This is a genomic window from Yoonia sp., assembly GCF_030731595.1.
Lineage (GTDB): Bacteria > Pseudomonadota > Alphaproteobacteria > Rhodobacterales > Rhodobacteraceae > Yoonia.
Window position 1 is genome coordinate 1 of record NZ_JANQTS010000053.1, and the last position, 18,190, is coordinate 18,190.

At 54.4% G+C, this 18,190-nt stretch carries 19 protein-coding genes; 8 read left to right on the top strand and 11 right to left on the bottom strand.

The window, feature by feature from the left end; genetic code table 11:
- Together NWQ23_RS05205 and NWQ23_RS05210 are read right to left on the bottom strand one after the other, a co-directional pair.
- A partial coding sequence (locus tag NWQ23_RS05205; protein ID WP_306165194.1) for an Hsp70 family protein occupies window positions 1-629 on the bottom strand: 629 nt, incomplete at its 3' end.
- A 205-nt stretch (window positions 630-834) separates the two neighbouring features.
- Window positions 835-1,656: an ABC transporter permease gene (locus NWQ23_RS05210; RefSeq protein WP_306165195.1), complete on the bottom strand. Its 822-nt coding sequence runs from the start codon at window positions 1,654-1,656 to the stop codon at window positions 835-837.
- A gap of 158 nt (window positions 1,657-1,814) precedes the next feature.
- Here NWQ23_RS05210 and cysQ point away from each other — a divergent pair, with 158 nt between their 5' ends.
- From cysQ to NWQ23_RS05245, 7 genes are all read left to right on the top strand, one after another.
- Window positions 1,815-2,585 (top strand): 3'(2'),5'-bisphosphate nucleotidase CysQ, encoded by a 771-nt coding sequence (gene cysQ, locus NWQ23_RS05215; protein WP_372340110.1) that lies wholly within the window; start codon window positions 1,815-1,817, stop codon window positions 2,583-2,585.
- Window positions 2,585-3,385, top strand: a complete 801-nt coding sequence (locus NWQ23_RS05220; protein ID WP_306165197.1) for a 3-deoxy-manno-octulosonate cytidylyltransferase — start codon at window positions 2,585-2,587, stop codon at window positions 3,383-3,385. Before cysQ ends, NWQ23_RS05220 begins: the two co-directional genes overlap by 1 nt.
- A 121-nt stretch (window positions 3,386-3,506) precedes the next feature.
- On the top strand, window positions 3,507-4,400 hold the full coding sequence (gene galU / locus NWQ23_RS05225; RefSeq protein WP_306165198.1) for a UTP--glucose-1-phosphate uridylyltransferase GalU: 894 nt from the start codon (window positions 3,507-3,509) through the stop codon (window positions 4,398-4,400).
- 9 nt (window positions 4,401-4,409) lie between these two features.
- Window positions 4,410-5,450: a glycosyltransferase family 2 protein gene (locus NWQ23_RS05230; RefSeq protein WP_306165199.1), complete on the top strand. Its 1,041-nt coding sequence runs from the start codon at window positions 4,410-4,412 to the stop codon at window positions 5,448-5,450.
- Window positions 5,451-5,489: 39 nt separating this feature from the next.
- Window positions 5,490-6,500: a glycosyltransferase family 2 protein gene (locus NWQ23_RS05235; RefSeq protein WP_306165200.1), complete on the top strand. Its 1,011-nt coding sequence runs from the start codon at window positions 5,490-5,492 to the stop codon at window positions 6,498-6,500.
- Window positions 6,497-8,200 carry a beta-1,6-N-acetylglucosaminyltransferase gene (locus tag NWQ23_RS05240; protein WP_306165201.1) on the top strand — a complete coding sequence of 568 codons (1,704 nt, stop codon included), beginning with the start codon at window positions 6,497-6,499 and terminating at the stop codon, window positions 8,198-8,200. The genes NWQ23_RS05235 and NWQ23_RS05240 overlap by 4 nt, the downstream gene beginning before the upstream one ends.
- Entirely contained in the window at window positions 8,197-9,627 is a 1,431-nt protein-coding gene (locus NWQ23_RS05245; protein WP_306165202.1) for a sulfotransferase family 2 domain-containing protein, read from the top strand. Before NWQ23_RS05240 ends, NWQ23_RS05245 begins: the two co-directional genes overlap by 4 nt.
- On the opposite strand, the gene NWQ23_RS05250 is transcribed toward NWQ23_RS05245, so the two are convergent.
- The 9 genes from NWQ23_RS05250 to NWQ23_RS05290 form a co-directional block, all read right to left on the bottom strand.
- Window positions 9,624-10,088, bottom strand: coding sequence for a PTS sugar transporter subunit IIA (locus tag NWQ23_RS05250; protein WP_306165203.1), 465 nt, complete (start codon window positions 10,086-10,088; stop codon window positions 9,624-9,626). The two genes, NWQ23_RS05245 and NWQ23_RS05250, sit on opposite strands and share 4 nt — an antisense overlap.
- Window positions 10,089-10,117: 29 nt before the next feature.
- Window positions 10,118-10,693: a ribosome hibernation-promoting factor, HPF/YfiA family gene (gene hpf / locus NWQ23_RS05255; RefSeq protein WP_306165204.1), complete on the bottom strand. Its 576-nt coding sequence runs from the start codon at window positions 10,691-10,693 to the stop codon at window positions 10,118-10,120.
- A 235-nt stretch (window positions 10,694-10,928) separates the two neighbouring features.
- Complete coding sequence (gene lptB / locus NWQ23_RS05260; RefSeq protein ID WP_306165205.1) at window positions 10,929-11,690, bottom strand: LPS export ABC transporter ATP-binding protein; 762 nt, start codon at window positions 11,688-11,690, stop codon at window positions 10,929-10,931.
- Entirely contained in the window at window positions 11,690-12,175 is a 486-nt protein-coding gene (locus NWQ23_RS05265; protein WP_306165206.1) for an LptA/OstA family protein, read from the bottom strand. Before NWQ23_RS05265 ends, lptB begins: the two co-directional genes overlap by 1 nt.
- A 17-nt stretch (window positions 12,176-12,192) precedes the next feature.
- On the bottom strand, window positions 12,193-12,795 hold the full coding sequence (locus NWQ23_RS05270; protein ID WP_306165207.1) for a hypothetical protein: 603 nt from the start codon (window positions 12,793-12,795) through the stop codon (window positions 12,193-12,195).
- Window positions 12,796-12,797: 2 nt separating this feature from the next.
- Window positions 12,798-13,766 carry an SIS domain-containing protein gene (locus NWQ23_RS05275; protein ID WP_306165208.1) on the bottom strand — a complete coding sequence of 323 codons (969 nt, stop codon included), beginning with the start codon at window positions 13,764-13,766 and terminating at the stop codon, window positions 12,798-12,800.
- A complete protein-coding gene (locus NWQ23_RS05280; protein ID WP_306165209.1) occupies window positions 13,766-14,377 on the bottom strand; it encodes a ribonuclease D in 612 nt (203 codons plus the stop codon). The genes NWQ23_RS05275 and NWQ23_RS05280 overlap by 1 nt, the downstream gene beginning before the upstream one ends.
- Before the next feature lie 75 nt (window positions 14,378-14,452).
- Window positions 14,453-16,357, bottom strand: coding sequence for a bifunctional diguanylate cyclase/phosphodiesterase (locus NWQ23_RS05285; RefSeq protein WP_306165210.1), 1,905 nt, complete (start codon window positions 16,355-16,357; stop codon window positions 14,453-14,455).
- Between the two features lie 236 nt (window positions 16,358-16,593).
- A complete protein-coding gene (locus tag NWQ23_RS05290; protein ID WP_306165211.1) occupies window positions 16,594-17,190 on the bottom strand; it encodes an HD family hydrolase in 597 nt (198 codons plus the stop codon).
- 237 nt (window positions 17,191-17,427) lie between these two features.
- Between NWQ23_RS05290 and NWQ23_RS05295 the strand changes: the two genes are divergently transcribed.
- Window positions 17,428-18,190 (top strand): adenosylhomocysteinase (locus NWQ23_RS05295; protein ID WP_306165212.1); only part of this gene is annotated, 763 nt, incomplete at its 3' end.

An 18,190-nucleotide genomic window follows, 5' to 3' on the forward strand; every position in this document is an offset into this window, starting at 1 on the left:
AACAGGCCATCGTCGATTTCAAGGATCGTGACGTCGAATGTACCGCCGCCAAGGTCATAGACCGCGATGGTCTTGCTGTCTTTCTTGTCGAGGCCATACGCCAGCGCTGCCGCTGTCGGCTCGTTGATGATGCGCAGCACTTCGAGGCCGGCAATCTTGCCTGCGTCTTTGGTAGCCTGACGCTGGGCGTCGTTGAAGTAGGCAGGCACGGTGATGACCGCTTGTGTCACTTCTTCGCCGAGGTAGGTCTCGGCGGTTTCTTTCATCTTGCCAAGGATGAAGGCAGAGATCTGGCTTGGCGAGTATTTCTCACCCTTGGCTTCGACCCATGCGTCGCCGTTGCCGCCATTGACGATCTCGAACGGCATGTTCTTTTTCTCTTTGGCAAGGTCTTTGTCATCGAACCGGCGACCGATCAGACGCTTTACAGCAAAGATTGTGTTTTCAGGGTTGGTGACCGCCTGCCGCTTGGCGGGCTGACCGACAAGACGTTCGTCGTCGGTGAATGCGACGATAGATGGCGTTGTGCGCGCACCTTCGGCGTTTTCGATCACGCGGGGTTTAGAGCCATCCATGATGGCGATACAGGAGTTGGTCGTTCCCAGGTCGATACCAATAACTTTAGCCATTTTTCAAATCCCTCTACTTTAGGCGGTTTGAGCAGCGCGAACCCATTTTAGGCACCCGCGCCAGTTTCACGAGTCAGTTCATGAGAGTGTCGATGAACTTTGATCTTGGCGTATATAGGGTTCAGCGCTAGCGCCTGCAACCTCGGGCGATGCAGCAAAATGCTTAATTGAATGGATTCTGGGGGCTGGCAGTGAAGATGACGTGCTAGCGCCCGGCAAACCAGCTGATCGAGACATGCTTTCTGGCAAAAAACTCGCCCATAAGTCCGATCATGATCAAAGCCAGCGACAGGTAGATCGGATAGCTGATGTTGGTGAACTGTGGATTGTAATGCAGGAATACTGCCCCGCGCATCTGGTCGATATTATGAAAAAGCGGGTTCCAGTCGAACATGGCCATCGTGGACGCAGGGAGCGTATTGACGACAAACATCTTGCCCGAGGCGATCATATTGACGCGGGTATAGATCGTCTTGGCGATTCCAGTGAACCTTGGGAACCAAGGCTTAAGTGCCAAGAATATCATCCCCACTGCGCAGCCGGAAAACCATGCTAGCAGGAATAAACCCATGGCAGCGATCGGATCATGGATTGTGATCGGATTGAATCCGATGTGATAGATCGAAAGGATGACCAAGAGCGTGATGAACTGGGAATAAAGCGTTGACACCGCCGCCGCTAGAATTGCGACAATCGTGTTCATGGGCCGGTGCAGCATCATGGACGATGTCGGCCCCGCTGCACTCATCACGGCGCTCAATGCCTTGATATGCGTCATATAGACGAAAACCCCGCTCATGATAAAGAGCATCATATCGCCGCGAATGGGTGAACTACGAAGTCCGAGAATCTGAAAGAAGATCAGAAACGCGACAACCATTGTCAGACCTTGGACCATATTGAGGACCATGCCGATCACCGCATTGCGGTGTCCGCCCCGTGCACTGCGGACGATCGTGTGATAAGTCACCTCGAGCATGCCCAAAAGGCCACTTGTTCGCGTTCGATAGACAGGGGTTTGGAACATGCTTTGCCTGATTTTTGGTGCCAAAAGCTTTGGTCTGGCGGGTCATTTATCTTTGCACGATAACCTTGCTGATCGTTTGATGAAACACCATAAGCGGGACAACGCCCGATTTTGAGTGAAAGGACATGGCCGTGGACCATAAGCGACTCGCTCTTGTGATGCGTGACCTTGCGCTGCTGGCTGGTGACAAGATCATGGAAATCTATGCGGCGGATGACTTCGAAGTACGCTCCAAGAGCGATGAAAGCCCTGTAACAGTCGCGGACGAAGCGGCAGATGCCATTATTAGTGCGGGCTTGCGCGCGGCCTTTCCGGGTGTCCCGCTTGTGACCGAAGAGCAGGCGGAATCTCATTTACAATCATCCAGCACATTCCTGATCGTTGATCCATTGGATGGGACAAAAGAGTTCATCAACCGGCGCGGCGATTTTACCGTCAACATTGCTTATGTCGAAGACGGGATACCTTTGCGCGGCATTGTCTATGCCCCTGCCAGGAAAAGACTTTTCTACACAGACTCCGAAGGTCGGGCGGTCGAAGAGACGGGACCATTTGCAAAAGAACAGACAGGACCCACGCAGACCATCACTGTGTCTTCTCCCGATAACAGCGCACTGATGGTGGTTGCCTCCAAGTCCCACCGCGATCAGGCAACAGATGACTACATCAACAGATACGCCGTAGCCGACATGAAGAGCGCCGGATCTTCGCTGAAGTTCTGCCTTGTCGCAACGGGAGAGGCGGACATCTATCCGCGATTGGGCCGCACCATGGAGTGGGATACCGCCGCAGGCGATGCTGTGTTGCGCGGTGCGGGCGGCCATGTTGTCCGCTTCGAGGATCACAGTCCTCTGACATATGGCAAACCGGGTTTTGAGAACCCGTTTTTCATTGCACATGCCCCCGGAGTTGCGTTGGAGAAAGCCTGATGTCTGTTCTTATCGTCATTCCCGCCCGCTACGCCTCTACCCGCTATCCCGGAAAACCTTTGGTCGAACTGCGTGGCGCGACGGGAGAGGCCAAGAGCCTGATCCGCCGTTCTTGGGACGCAGCCTGCGCTGTGCAAGGCATTGATCGGGTCGTGGTCGCCACCGATGATGACAGGATTTGTGAGGTTGCAACCGGCTTTGGCGCAGAGGTTATACTGACATCGACCACTTGCCAGAATGGCACAGAGCGCTGCGCCGAAACGCTCGACAAGCTTGACCAAAAATACGATATTATCGTTAATTTACAAGGTGATGCACCGCTGACGCCAGCGTGGTTTGTTGAAGACCTTGTGCAGGGTCTACGCGATCATCCGAACGCGCAGGTCGCGACACCGGTTTTGCGCACCGAAGGGCGCGCGCTTAACGGACTTCTGCAGGATCGCCGCGAGGGGCGTGTCGGGGGCACAACGGCAGTCTTTGGGGCAGATCACAATGCACTTTACTTCTCGAAAGAGGTTATTCCCTACACTGGCAAGGTTTTCAGTGATCAGGATGACACCCCCGTCTTTCATCATGTCGGTGTCTATGCTTACCGTCCAGAGGCGCTGATGGCCTATCCGCAGTGGCAATCAGGACCTCTGGAGCAACTTGAAGGGCTCGAGCAGTTGCGCTTCCTCGAGCGAGGTGTGCCGATGCTCTGCGTAGAGGTCGCGGCCAAGGGCCGGCAGTTTTGGGAATTGAACAACCCTGAAGATGTGCCGCGCATTGAGGCAATGCTGAAAGATATGCAGCATCCATAGGCCAATAACCGATAAAGCGGAGCTAAATTTGCTGGGGGGCTACAGTATTTGCTCATTTTGTCTTATTGTCGCCGTGTTGGCTCATTACATCTGAACATCATGAGTAAAAAGGGGCTAAGTTATGAATAGAAAAGTTTCAAAGGCAATCTTTCCTGTCGCAGGACTGGGGACGCGTTTCTTGCCTGCGACAAAGTCGGTCCCGAAAGAGATTATGACGCTGGTTGACCGGCCATTGATCCAATACGCGATTGATGAGGCGCGGGCTGCTGGTATCGAGGATTTCATCTTTGTGACCTCTCGCGGTAAGTCCGCTTTGGAGGACTATTTCGACTGTGCGCCCGACCTTGAGGCTGCACTCGAAGCGTCCGGCAAGACGGAACTGCTCAAAATTTTGCGCAGCACCAATATGGAAAGCGGAACGATTGCCTATCTGCGGCAACACAAAGCGCTGGGCCTTGGTCATGCGGTGTCGTGCGCGCGCAAATTGATCGGCGATGAACCCTTCGCCGTCATCTTGCCCGACGATGTAATTGCGGGTGAAACCCCGTGCTTGCAGCAAATGGTCGAAGCCTACCAAGAGACCGGCGGCGCCATGGTTGCCACGATGGAAGTTTCTCCGGCGCAAACATCTTCATACGGTGTGTTGGATATCAAGAGCCAAGATGGGCCAATTGTTTCGGTCAAGGGTATGGTTGAAAAGCCGGCACCCGGCACGGCCCCTTCCAATCTGGCGGTGATCGGGCGCTATATCCTGACCCCACAAGTCTTGGCCAATCTGGACACGATCGAACGTGGCGCGGGCGGTGAAATCCAGTTGACCGACGCGATCGCAGAAGAAATCCGGACAGGGCGCGATGTGTTTGGCTATCGCTTCACCGGGCAGCGCTATGATTGCGGTTCAAAGGCTGGGTTCTTGCAGGCAACAGTTGCCTTTGCCCTTGCGCGCGATGAATTGCGTGAAGAGTTTGCAGACTTTCTTGCTGAAATGCATGCAGTCAGGCAAGCCGCACAATAAAGGCCAAAGATGATGCCTGTTTCTGGCGGAAAAAGGGTGCGCAGCCTTTGGCTCGCCTACCGTTTACGCTGGAAACGGCGGCGGTTCCTTTTTCGGATCTGGCGCAAACGCAAGCAAATCAGCGTGAAAGTCGATCGCACTGGCGGGATTGGCAAGACCGCAATTCTTGCCTTTGTGACCGTCCGGAATGAGGTAGAGCGCCTGCCATACTTTCTTGCGCACTATCGCAAGCTGGGCGTGGATCACTTCTTGTTTGTCGACAATGGGAGTGATGATGGGACGGCGGCCTATCTTGCCGACCAACCTGATGTTTCGGTTTGGACGACGGCGCATAGCTATCGGCTCGCTCGGTTTGGAATGGACTGGTTGGGATGGCTTTTATGGCGATATGGCAGCGGTCACTGGTGTTTGACTGTCGATGCCGATGAATTGCTGGTCTATCCCGAATGTGAAACGCGCGACCTGAAGGTGTTGACGACATGGCTGGACGAGCAAGGCTGTCCCTCTTTTGGGGCCATCATGCTTGACCTTTATCCAAAAGGCGCGCTGGAAGACGTGAAATACGAACCTGGCGATGATCCGCGCGACGTGCTCGCATGGTTTGACGCCGACAACTATCGCCATCGCTGGCACCACTACTATGGCAATCTTTGGATCCAGGGCGGTGTCCGCGAAAGAGTATTTTTTGCCCAAGACCCCGGTCGCGCGCCGACGCTGAACAAGACCCCTTTGGTCAAGTGGCATTGGCGGTATGCCTATGTCAGTTCGACCCATCAAGCCTTGCCCACGCGCTTGCATGATGTCTTTGATCTAGAGGCAGGCACCAAAGCGAGCGGTGTCTTGCTGCACACCAAGTTTCTGCCGATGATCGGGTCAAAGACCAAAGAAGAGATGGTGCGCCGCCAGCACTTTGAGAATTCTTCACTATATACGGCGTATCATCAGAAACTTAGCCAGAACCCTGTTCTTTGGCACCAAGGATCCTGCCGCTATCAGAGCACGGAGCAGCTGGTAAAATTGGGGTTGATGTCAAAAGGCGGTTGGGTCTGATATGTATCAACCAAAGCATGGACGAAGGCACTGAAAACCTTGGGGATCTGGACATCATATCGGCTTAGATGGCAGCGCAAGCACTGGCGGCTTCGTGCGCTCTACAAGAGCCGTCAACTCGTGCCAGTCGCCGACAGGACCAAGCAGATTGCCAGTGATGACATTTTGCTTTTCTGTACCTTTCGCAACGAAGACGTTCGGCTGCCCTTTTTCCTGGACTACTACCGCAAGCTGGGCATCAATCATTTCCTGCTGGTTGATAACGATAGCGATGACGGCGGGCATGACTTTGTAAAGGAACAGCCTGATGTCTCGCTTTGGAAGACCAAGGGCGCATATGGCGAAGCGCGATATGGCGTTGATTGGCTGACCTACCTGCAAGGGAAATATGCAGATGGGCACTGGGCGCTCACCGTCGATGTGGATGAATTCTTCGTTTACCCGTTCTGTGACACTCGGCCCATTCGTGCGCTGGCAGACTGGCTGGATGCATCGCAAGTCAGATCATTTGGTGCGATGCTTCTGGATATGTATCCAAAGGGTCCTGTCGGGCAGGCGCATTACCAGCGTGGGTCTGATCCATTTGAAGCGGCCAACTGGTTTGATCCCGGCAACTATATCATGTCCAAGAACAAGCTGTTGAATAACCTCTGGATTCAGGGTGGCCCGCGGGCCCGCACCTTCTTTGCCAGCAAGCCGAAACAGGCGCCTGCCCTGAATAAAATTCCCTTTGTGAAGTGGCGCAAGCCTTACGCCTACGTCAGTTCGACCCATATGATGCTGCCGCGCGGCTTGAACCTTGTCTACGATCAGCAAGGTGGCGAAAAGACCTCTGGCATTTTGCTGCACGCCAAGTTTCTCAATACCTTCGAAGACCGCGTTGTCGAAGAGGCAGCACGCGGTGAACATTACAATGCAGGGCGCGAATACAAGACCTATGCAGAGCGTCACGGCACAGACCCTGACCTTTGGTGCCAATGGAGTGAACAATACATCAACTGGCGGCAACTGGAAATTCTGGGGCTCATGTCCAAGGGGAACTGGGCATGACCCTTGGTGTTGTCATGCTGGTGCACACCGGTTTTGATCGGGCGGCACAGATGGTCCGTCATTGGAGCGATGCCGGGTGTCCGGTGGTGGTACATGTTGATAGCAATGTAGGCAAAAAGGCTTACGATCAATTTGTGCAATCCTTGGCAGACTTGTCCGATGTGCGCTTTTGCGCGCGTCATCGCTGCGAGTGGGGTACTTGGGGGCTTGTTGCCGCCTCCCAAGAGGCGACGACCCTTCTGTTGGAAGAGTTCGCGCAGGTCCAGCATGTTTATCTTGCCTCTGGTGCCTGTTTGCCGCTTCGGCCAGTGCAGGAACTGCGCGCATATCTTGAAGCGCGACCTGATACGGATTTCATCGAAAGCGCTACAACGGCCGATGTTCCTTGGACGGTTGGTGGCCTGGACCGTGAAAGATTTACGCTGCATTTTCCCTTTGCTTGGAAAAAGCACCGGCGTCTGTTTGATCGGTTTGTCCAGTTGCAGCAAGCGGTGGGCTACAAACGAGCGATCCCTGACGGCCTTGTCCCGCATATGGGGTCACAATGGTGGTGCCTCACGCGGCAGACACTGGATGCCATCCTGCAGGATCCGAATCGTGCGACCTATGAAAAGTATTTTCGCAGGGTCTGGATTCCCGACGAAAGCTATTACCAGACACTTGCGCGGCTCCATTCCCGAAAGATCGAAAGCCGCTCACTCACCTTGGCCAAGTTCGATTTTCAAGGCAAACCGCATATTTTCTTTGATGACCATCTGGAGCTTTTGCAGCGCTCGCATTGTTTTGTTGCGCGCAAAATCTGGCATGATGCGAACCTGCTCTATCAGGTGTTTCCGCGCCCGAGTGACCCAAGTATTGCCTCGCAAGAGCCTAACTCGAGCACCATCGACCGGGTGTTTTCCCAGGCTGTAGAGCGCAGGACGCGCGGACGGCAGGGGCTGTTTATGCAAAGCCGGTTTCCCAGCACGGACCGGCAGAATTGCATTGCCGCAGCGCCCTATGCTGTGCTGCACGGCCTTGATGATGTCTTCCCGGATTTTCAGTCTTGGCTGACCAAACAGACGGGCGCACAAGTTCACGGGCATCTTTTTGCAAGGGACAGGGTACATTTTGCCGATGAAAGCACAACTTATCGTGGTGGCCTTTCCGACAGTGCGCGGCTGAGAGATTACAATGCCAAGATGTTTCTGACGAACCTGATCTGGAATGGCCGTGATGACTATCACTGCTTTCAGTTTGGCCCGTCTGACAGCCAGGACATCAGATGGACCCTGGCCAAGGATACGCAAGCAAGCATCTGGGTCGTGTCAGGTGCGTGGTCCATTCCGCTTTTCGCCTCTGGCCGCTCGGCAAGCGACGTGCGCGCAGAAGCGGCAAGATTGCAGCGGATCGAGGATTTGTTTCTCAAGAGACTGCGTTCGCCCCAAGCCTATGCCCGGATCAAGATCACGACCCTGGCAGAGTTTATCGAGGCCCCGATGGAAATGCTCCAGAGCATCATTGACGAGATTGCTGGCCACAAGGGCAACGCATTGACCGAAGTCCCAAAGATGGCGGATTTGAAGGGGTTCCCCGACTTTCTGCAAGACCTGAAAAATCAGGGGATGCACCCGTTCTTGACGGGAAACATCACTGTGGGGAACACAGGTAAATCATCATCTCCACAACGCCGGAAACCCTATGTGATCAGTCAAAAATGAAGAAGTTCGACTATTTCATTTTGCTGGCAGAGATGCGAACAGGTTCCAATTTCCTTGAGGCAAACCTTAACTTGCTTGAGGGGCTTTCCTGTCATGGCGAGGCATTCAATCCGTCTTTCATAGGCTACCCCAAAACGGATGCGCTGCTTGGCATGAGCCGCGAAGACCGTGAAAAAGACCCGCATGCCTTGCTCGCGCTGATCAAGGCAAGCGATACGCTAGGCGGGTTTCGTTTCTTCCACGACCACGATCCGCGCGTGCTTGGGACCTGTCTGGATGATCCGCGGTGTGCCAAGGTCATCCTGACCCGCAATCCTTTGGACAGTTTTGTCAGCTGGAAGATCGCGCAAGCGACGGGCCAGTGGAAATTGACGAATGCAACCCATGCCAAATCCGTCCCGATCTGTTTCAGCCCATCGGACTTTGAAGCCCACCTCGAAGCGATCCAAGCTTTTCAAACTCGTATTCAACGCACACTTCAAACGACGGGCCAAACCGCGTTCTATCTACGGTATGAAGATCTGCGCGATGTCGAAGTGATCAATGGTTTGGCGCAGTTTCTTGGTGTCCCGGGCCAGTTGCCCAACATCAACAAGAAGTTGAAAAAGCAAAACCCGGAACCGATGGATCAAAAAGTCAGCAATTATGATGAAATGGTTGCTGCCGTTGCACGGCTTGACCGGTTTGATCTGGGGCGCACGCCGCATTTCGAACCCACAAGAGGCCCGGCAATTCCAACATATGTCGCGGCACCCGAGGCAGGGCTTTTGTATATTCCGCTCCGATCCGGTCCTGACGCGGCTGTGCAAAAATGGCTGGCGGATGTGGATCAAGCGACGACAGATGCTTTGCTGACGCAGTTCTCGCAAAAGTCTCTGCGGAACTGGCAGGAAACACACAAACCGCATCGCCGCTTTGCGGTTTTGCGCCACCCCGTTGCCCGCGCCCATGCAGCGTTTTGCGACCACATTCTTTACGACGGCCCTGGCAGCTTTCCCGAGATCAGGGCGAACCTGCGGAAAGTTCACGGATTGCCCATTCCTGAACAAGCGCCTGGTCGTGATGATCCGCATGCATTCGATTCTGCTGCGCACAAGGCTGGTTTCCTGGGTTTCCTGAAGTTCCTCAAAAACAACCTGGCGGGACAAACCAGTATCCGCGTTGATCCGGCTTGGGCCAGCCAATTGACGCTCTTGCAGGGGATTGCGCAGTTTGGCCTGCCTGACGCGATCCTGCGCGAGGAGACTCTGGCCCAAGATTTGCCAGCATTGGCAGTTCAGGTCGGCAAGGACGCACAATCGATTGGCAACACAAAGCACGGGATGCAGTGGCGACTTGATGCGATCTATGACGAAGCTATCGAAACTGCCGCCCGTGAAGCCTATGCGCGTGACTATCTGACCTTTGGCTTTGAGGATTGGGCCTAGGCTGCTTGCGAAGCCTGCACTTCTGTCAGGATCGTATGTAAAGTGCTTGGGTCACTGTTCGCGCGCAGTTTGGCGCAGGTCGCAGGATCACGCAACGTGCGCGAAACCAGCGCCAACGCCTTGAGGTGGTCGACACCCGCATGCTCTGGCGCGATCAGTGCGAAGACAAGATCAACAGGTTGGCGATCAACCGCGTCGAAATTCAACGGTTTTTCCAAACGCAGGAATAACCCGATGACCTGATCAATATTTGCAATCCGTGCATGAGGCAGCGCTATTCCTTGTCCGACCCCGGTCGGGCCAAGCCCTTCGCGTTCAAGCAAGGCCTCGATCACGGTCGTCGATTTCAAGCCATGGCTCGCCTCAGCCAACTCGCCCAGATCATGGAAGAGACGCTTTTTGCTTGTGCATGACGAAATAGACTTCACGGCATTGGGCTGAAGGATAGTGCCAATCTGCATTAATCGTATCTCTTACCAAGTTTGCCGACTTAACCCGATGTGCGTGGGTCGATCCAGCCAATGTTTCCGTCGTCACGCCGATAGACGACATTTATTCCCTTGTGCTTCTCGTTCCGGAAAACCAGAACCGGCGCACTCGAGATTTCCATTTGCATCACCGCTTCACCGACTGACAGCGATGGGATCTTCGTCTCCATCTCTGCGACAATCATCGCGTTCACCGAGTCTTGTTCGGTCTCTTCGGACTCTTCCCTTGATTCGAGGATATATGATCCCGCATCCGAAAGTTCAACTGGCTGTGATCTTTCCTTATGATGGTCCTTCAGTCGGCGCTTGTAGCGCCGCAACTGTTTATCCATTTTTTCGGAACTTGCGTCGAAAGCTGCGTAAATTTCAGTCGCCTTGCCTGTCGCCTGCGCGGTAAGCCCTGTCGACAGATGCACAACCGCTTCGCATGAAAACTCGTGCGCGGACTTTGAAAAAACCACATATGCTTCGGTGGGTCGTCCGGCATACTTGCTGAGGATTTCGCTCAACTCAGTCTTCACATGTGTCTGGAGGGCTTCGCCAATGTCGATCTGCTTTCCGCTGATTTGGTAACGCATCGTAGCTCCTTTTTTAGTGGCAGACGTGCCATTCGGGGGGCTCTAGGAGCCGCTAAACCATATGCACATCAATAGAGTGGATCACGATAACACCCGGATTTTCCTAAGCCTATCCACATCCCCCGGCGTCGAGCCGGCAAGAAAGCAGGGAAAGAAAACGGCTTTGTCATCAAAGGTATTTGGCGATGAATCCCATCGTCTTGTCAATGAGTAGTCGCTTGCGCCCCAAAAAGAATCAGTTCACGCGAAAGTTGTTACCAAGGTAAACACGGCGGACATTCTCGTCTGCGACAACTTCTTTCGTAGTGCCACTCATCAAGACTTTGCCATCGTGCAGAATATAGGCACGGTCCACGATTTGAAGTGTCTCTTGCACGTTGTGATCAGTGATCAGTACGCCGATCCCGCGGTTCTTGAGATCTGCAACAAGATGCCGGATTTCACCGACTGCAATAGGGTCGACGCCGGCAAACGGTTCGTCAAGCAGGACATACTTGGGACCAGCGGCAAGACAGCGTGCAATTTCCACGCGTCGCCGTTCGCCACCCGAAAGTGCCAAAGCAGACGCACGGCGCAAATGTTCTATCGAGAATTCAGAAAGCAGTTCTTCAAGGCGCTCTCTGCGTCGATGCCGGTCAGACACTGCGATCTCGAGAATCGACATGATATTGTCTTCAACGGTCATGCCGCGAAAAATGGACATTTCCTGTGGCAGATAACCGATCCCAAGCTGAGCGCGCCGATACATAGGCAGTGTTGTAACATCACGTCCGTCGATAATGACTTGCCCGCCTTCCGGCATGACGAGACCCGCAATCGCATAGAAACAAGTTGTCTTGCCGGATCCGTTTGGCCCCAATAGTGCGACAACCTCGCCACGGCCCAGATCAATGCTCACATCACGAATGACAGGTCGTTTGCGATAGCTCTTGCGCAAATTGACCACGTGAAGGCCGACATCGCCATCTTGCACTGTCAGGCGTGGTGCATCGGCCATCAGTTGTCGCCTTGTTGCAGGAGAGTGCGCACGCGACCGTCCATTGTTGCTGTGCCATCGGTAACATTGATCGTCATCTGCTCTGCCGAAATGGCACTTGCGCCCTGGGTCAGTAAGACTTCCCCTGTGAGCAGCAGCAGGCCAGAGGTGACATCATAGTCGGCCTGCTCAGCCTCTGCTGCCTCTTCGGCCGTTACAAATGTCACCCCGCCTGATGCAAGCAAGCGCGAAATCTGCGAGTTGGATGTGCCGTAGACAATCTCGACGCGGCTTGCCGTGAGCCGCAAATCACCCTGCAAAATGACGACGCCACCTTCAAAAACGGCCTCTCCGGTTTCCTGATCGACCGAAAGGCTGTCTGCAGTCACTTCGATTGCGGCCGAGGTATCAACGGTGATCCCACCCAGGTTCACATTGGTTTGCGCCGCCGCGATTCCGCTCGTGACAAAGTACAAAGACGCGCAAAATGCGATCTGTTTGAACATCTTGGCACTATCCTTGGTCATTGGGTCTGAGGCATATATAGCAGGCGAACCCCATTGGTGAATAGAATGTGCTGCGCGGTCTGGTCTGATGCAACCTGAAAGGTGACATTCCCGGCCGTGAGTTGGCCAAATGGCGCCCGAATCTCCAAAAGGCCATCAGACGTGACCAAACCTGTATCCAATTCTGCGATCAGACCGTTTGTTTCCATCTGATATCCGGTAGAAGTTTCAAGTCGGGCAAGCCCCGAGAAACGGGCAATCCGTGCACGACCGTCAAACTCACCTGATATTGCCGTCACGTCCAACTGGCTTCCATCGGGATTGTCCATCCTCATCTGTATACTGTCCATCATCACAGTATCGGGGTGGATCGCGTCTGGCCTTGCCGTCTTGGCCGAGATGACCATGATTGCGCCGTCCTCAGTCACCCCAGAGAACTCTGGCGCTGAAATGCGTTGTTCACGTGCGATCTCTTCGACCTCCGCAAGCGCTATTTCAGGAGGTTCATTCGTTCCCCGCGCAAAAAGAAAGAGGGTCGACAGAAGCGCGAGCGCGCAAAGTGGCAGGATGATCTTGGCCCAGCCAACCAGTAGCGAGTGGAGGTTATCCGCGCCCGACACGCCTAAACAATGCCCGCGCGCAAGCAATCATGGATGTGCAGGAAACCTGCAACCTCGCCCGATCCAACTGGGTCGACCGCAAAAAGGCAGGTTATCTTCCGGTCGTTCATTAATGCTACGGCTTCTTCGGCCAATGCATTCGGGCCGATTGTTGCCGGTCGCGCGGTCATCACCTCGCCTGCGCTGTGTTCCAAAAGACCGGTCATATGGCGACGCAAATCACCATCTGTGACAATTCCAATCAGGCAGTTTTTGTCATCAGTCACGCCGACAACACCGAACCCCTTTTGGCTGATTACCAACAGTGTTTCGCTCATCGGGGACTCCGCGTGAACCAAAGGTATAGCGGCAGCGGTATGCATCAGGTCAGAAACCTTCGAAAGCCGTGCCCCTAGCTTACCGCCGGGGTGGAATTCCCGAAAGTTTTCAGGAGTGAAATCGCGCACTTCCATGAGTGCCACTGCCAAAGCGTCCCCCAAGGCAAGTGTCATCGTTGTCGAGGTGGTCGGCACAACACCGGTGCCGCATGCTTCGCCCAGATCGGGCAAGACAATACTCACGTCCGCCCTTTGCAGCAGTGTGCTTTGGGGTTTGCTTGCAACCCCGATCATCGGGATGCCAAAGCGGCGGGTATATGCAACGAGGTCCGCCAGTTCGGGCGTCTCGCCGGAATTTGAAAGGACCAAGACTACATCGCCCCGCGTCATCATCCCCAGATCGCCGTGGCTCGCCTCGGCTGGGTGAACAAAGTGTGCAGGGGTGCCTGTGCTTGCAAAAGTTGCAGCAATTTTGCGGGCAATATGCCCTGATTTGCCCATGCCGCTCACGATCACGCGGCCTTTGGCATTCAGCAAGAGTTCGACGGCTTGGGAAAAGCTCTCGCCAAGTTGCTCTGACAGCACGTAGAGCGCGGCGGCCTCTTGAGTGATGACTCGCCGCGCGGCATTCAGGTATTTTGCGTGATCTGTCATCAGTGCGCGAAGATGTCTGTTTCGGGCCAGCCTATCAGATCCAGCTTGGCGCGGGTTGGCAGGAATTCGAAACAGGAGTCTGCGAGCGCTGTCCGGCCTTCACGGGCCAGCAGAACATCAAATTTTTCCTTCAACTGGTGCAGATAAAGAACGTCAGAGGCCGCATAGTCCAGCTGGGCAGGGGTCAATTCTAGCGCCCCCCAGTCACTTTGTTGCTGATGCTTTGAGATATCAACATTCAGCATATCCTGCAGCAAGACCTTGAGGCCATGACGGTCTGTGTAGGTCCTGACCAGTTTGGACGCGATTTTCGTACAGTATACAGGTGCAGTGATTGCGCCGAAGGCATTTAAAAGGGCAGCAATATCAAACCGGCCAAAATGGAAGAGTTTCAGGACATCAGGGTTTTCCAGCATCGCACAGAGGTTCGGTGCTTTGGTCTGACCAGGCGTGACCTGAACGAGGTGACAGTCTCCATCGCCAGCGGACATCTGGATGAGGCACAAACGGTCGCGATGCGGGTTCAGGCCCATCGTTTCACAGTCAATTGCCACAACCGGCCCAAGGTCGAGCCCGTCCGGCAGATCATTCTGATAGAGGTGGTTTGCCATCGGATGCCCTTTTTTGCGTGCCTTATGGGTTCCAGATACGGCTTGTCAGGCTGATCCTCAAGTGGGCTGGGCGGATCAGGCGATTTTCGGACTTGCTTGCAAGGTGTTTTGTGCATTGGCCGCAAGCCAAGCCCCAAATTCTTTGGGTGGCATTGGCTTGCCGAATCCATAGCCTTGGCCAAAGCCACAGCCGCGCTCGCTAAGGTGCGTTGCCTGTTCGATCTGCTCAACTCCCTCTGCAACGACATGCAGCCCAAGTTCTGTCGCAAGCGCAAGGATCGCGCGGACGACACTATCGGCGGCCTGATCTGGGAGTGGGGCAATCAAGGAGCGGTCGAGTTTGATGCCGGCAATTGGCAATTGAGTCAATTTCGACAGAGACGCATAACCAGTGCCAAAATCGTCAAGCTCCAGCGCAATGCCGCATTCTGCGAGGCTATCGATGTTGATTGCAGCCATATCGTCTTTGCCATTAATCAGCGTGGTTTCAAGTACTTCGACGATCACCTGATTGGCTTCAAGCCCGGATTTTTGTAATGTCAGCAGGAAACGCTCGAGCAGGTACGGGTCAGCAATGGTGTCGGGTGCCGCATTGAGCGAGATTGATGGACGCCAGATATTTCTATCCTGCCACTGCCACGCATAATTCATCGCGGATTTCCAGATAGAATGGTCAAGGTCAACCATCAGACCAGCGCGTTCCGCGGCCGGCAGAAACAAGTCAGGCGTGAGTAGCCCGCGTGTTGGGTGCCGCCAACGCGCAAGGACTTCGGCACCGTGTAGTCGCCCGTCAACAAGACGTACCTGGGGCTGAAACCAGGGCTCGATTTCACCATTGAGAATGGCATCCCTAAGCTCCAGTTGAAGTTTTTGCATCAGGCGCAAATCATCGCGCAAATGTTCGGTAAAGGCCTGTGCGCGGTTTCCGCCGGCATTTTTTGCAAACTGCAGCGCAATTTCCGCATCGGCGACGATGTTGAGCGGCTGGCTGACTTCATTTCCGATATGCAAGTGACCAATGCTTGCATTGATCGGGATTCGCCGCCCCTTGATTGCGAAGGGTTCGTCTAGGGCGTCCATAACCCTGCGCACAAGGAAAGCTGTCGGTTCTGTTGAAATCAGTACGAATTCATCGCCACCTACGCGGGCGACAAAACTGTCGTAATCCACACAACTTTGCAGGGCATGGCTCACGGCAATAAGAAGGGCATCACCATAATCGTGGCCGATCATGTCGTTGACTGACTTGAAATCATCCAGACCCACAAGAAGAAGACTCCAATCGTTGGGTCGTTTGGCATCAAGAATGTCAGTCAGATAACTGGTCAATGATGCCCGATTGGGCAATCCGGTCAGTTGATCATGTTTGACGATCTTTTCGAGCTGCGCATTCATTCTCCGCAGTTGAGTCTGAGACGTGCGCAGCACGCTCGTCTGTTCTTGCATCTTGCGAATTGTTGATTGGACTGCGCGCTGGGCGGGCCAAAAGATAAAGACCGCCTCTGCCAAAAGAACAATTCCCGAGGCAGCGAGGATCGACAATTGCATCGTTCTGAAGGAGGCGGCATCGGTTTCCATCTGTTGTGCAAACAGCGTCGCGGCCTTCAGCAGCCCGTCGTGCAGCCCTCTGTCATGATAGATTTCTTCCAGTCGCAGTCGCGTTGCCAACCGCAGCTCTGGGGCCATTTTTGGCAAACGCTTTGCCAGTATAAGAAAGTTTCTGATATTTGCATGAAGAGATGCGTTGCCTTCAAAGTAGTGGTTCTGAAGCGCGATAGAGCGGATCTCTGACGTGATCAAAGTCCGATGGATTGCTTCCATCTGTTGGACAGACTTCTCAAACTTGCTGAAGTCTGGCGCATTTTGGCTGTCTAGTGCTCTTGCCCGCATGACGATGTCTTGGGCGATCAGCACCTGTTCGTTGCTTTTCTTGATCCCTTCCGCGGCAGCGAGTCCGCGTTCGATGATCGTGCGATTCAAGAGATGGGTTGCGATGACAAGACACAGGATCAGAAACAGGGCAAAGCAATAATGCTGCCACAACCGCTCTGGCTTGCGCAGCGCAAGACGTGCCAAAGCGCGGGCGGCCTGTCTTTTGATTGTTTGCATAACTCGCTCCCCGCGACGGCATACTTGGGGTTATGCGCCCTGATTCGTTAATGGAGCGTTGCTTTGGGGCCGCAAAATGGCTGCCGGAGGATCGCGAGATCACGCCATCACAGTGTTTTGGACAAGGCGTGGTATCGCGCGGTGTAGTCATCGCGCACTTCGACCGGTGCGCGCAGCTTGATTGCAAGGGTCCTGATCAAGGCAGGGTCTTGCTTGCCAAAAAACTTGTCTGCTTCTGTCTGCGTGAAACCCGCAATCTGGATCGCTTCGAGCCACGCCGAAAGCTTGTCTGCCTTCTTGATCTGCTTTTTCACTGCGAGAGGGATTTGTGCAGGCAGTCCGAACCGCAGATGGATCGCCGCTGTCAGCCTGTCATCAAGTGCGCCATAGCCCGGTCCAACAGCCGCCTTTACGGGGCTGATCATATCGCCAATCACATATTCCGGTGCGTCATGCAGCAAAGCTGCCAAATGCCACTTCACAGGTGCACTGGGGTTCTGACGTGCAAAGATATCGGTCACGAGCAAGGAATGTTCAGCGACTGAATAGGCGAAATCACCTTTCGTCTGGCCATTCCAGCGGGCGACAAAGGCAAGTCCGTGGGCGATATCCTCGATTTCGATATCCACGGGTGTCGGATCAAGCAGATCAAGCCTGCGCCCAGACAGCATCCGCTGCCATGCTCTGGGTTGTGCTTTGGGCATCTGCGCTCCGTTCATGATCTTTTCACCAACACATAAATTGGCTTGGCGCAGGGGTAAACCAGGTCTTGCGCATCATTCTTTGCCAGAGGTTACGTCCGATTAAGGAGTGTGGGCTATTGGCATTTGGTGAAGCGGGACCCTGCGGGCTCATAAGACGCGACAACGCAACCATTGTCGGCCAAGCCTTGCCCTGCTATCAGCCCCATAATTCAGATAAACGCGCCGCAGGAGGCAGCAATGCAAGATTACATCGTCAAGGATATCAGCCTCGCCGCATATGGCCGCAAAGAGTTGGACATCGCAGAAACGGAAATGCCGGGCCTGATGGCACTGCGTGAAGAGTTCGGAGAAAAGAAGCCGCTGAAAGGCGCGCGCATCGTTGGCTCTTTGCACATGACGATCCAGACCGCCGTGCTGATTGAAACACTCACAGCACTCGGCGCAGATGTGCGCTGGGCGTCCTGCAACATCTTCTCGACCCAGGATCATGCAGCGGCGGCGATTGCGGCAGGCGGCACGCCGGTTTTCGCGATCAAGGGCCAGTCTCTGGAAGAGCATTGGGATTACCTTGATAAATCCTTCATGTTCCCTGAAGGACCCAACATGATCCTTGATGATGGCGGCGATGCGACCCTTTACGTTCTGCTGGGTGCGCGTGCCGAAGCGGGCGAAGAGATTATTCCTGTCCCGCAATCCGAAGAAGAAGCCGTGATCAAGGCGCAGATCGCCAAGCGGATGGCGGCAAGCCCCGGTTGGTTCACCAAGACACGCGATGCGATCAAGGGCGTGTCAGAGGAAACGACAACTGGCGTGCACCGTCTTTACGATCTGCACAAGAATGGCCAACTGCCTTTCCCCGCGATCAACGTGAATGACAGTGTTACGAAGTCGAAGTTCGACAACAAATACGGCTGCAAGGAATCGCTGGTTGACGGTATTCGCCGTGCGACCGACACGATGATGGCGGGCAAAGTAGCTGTGGTCTGTGGCTATGGCGACG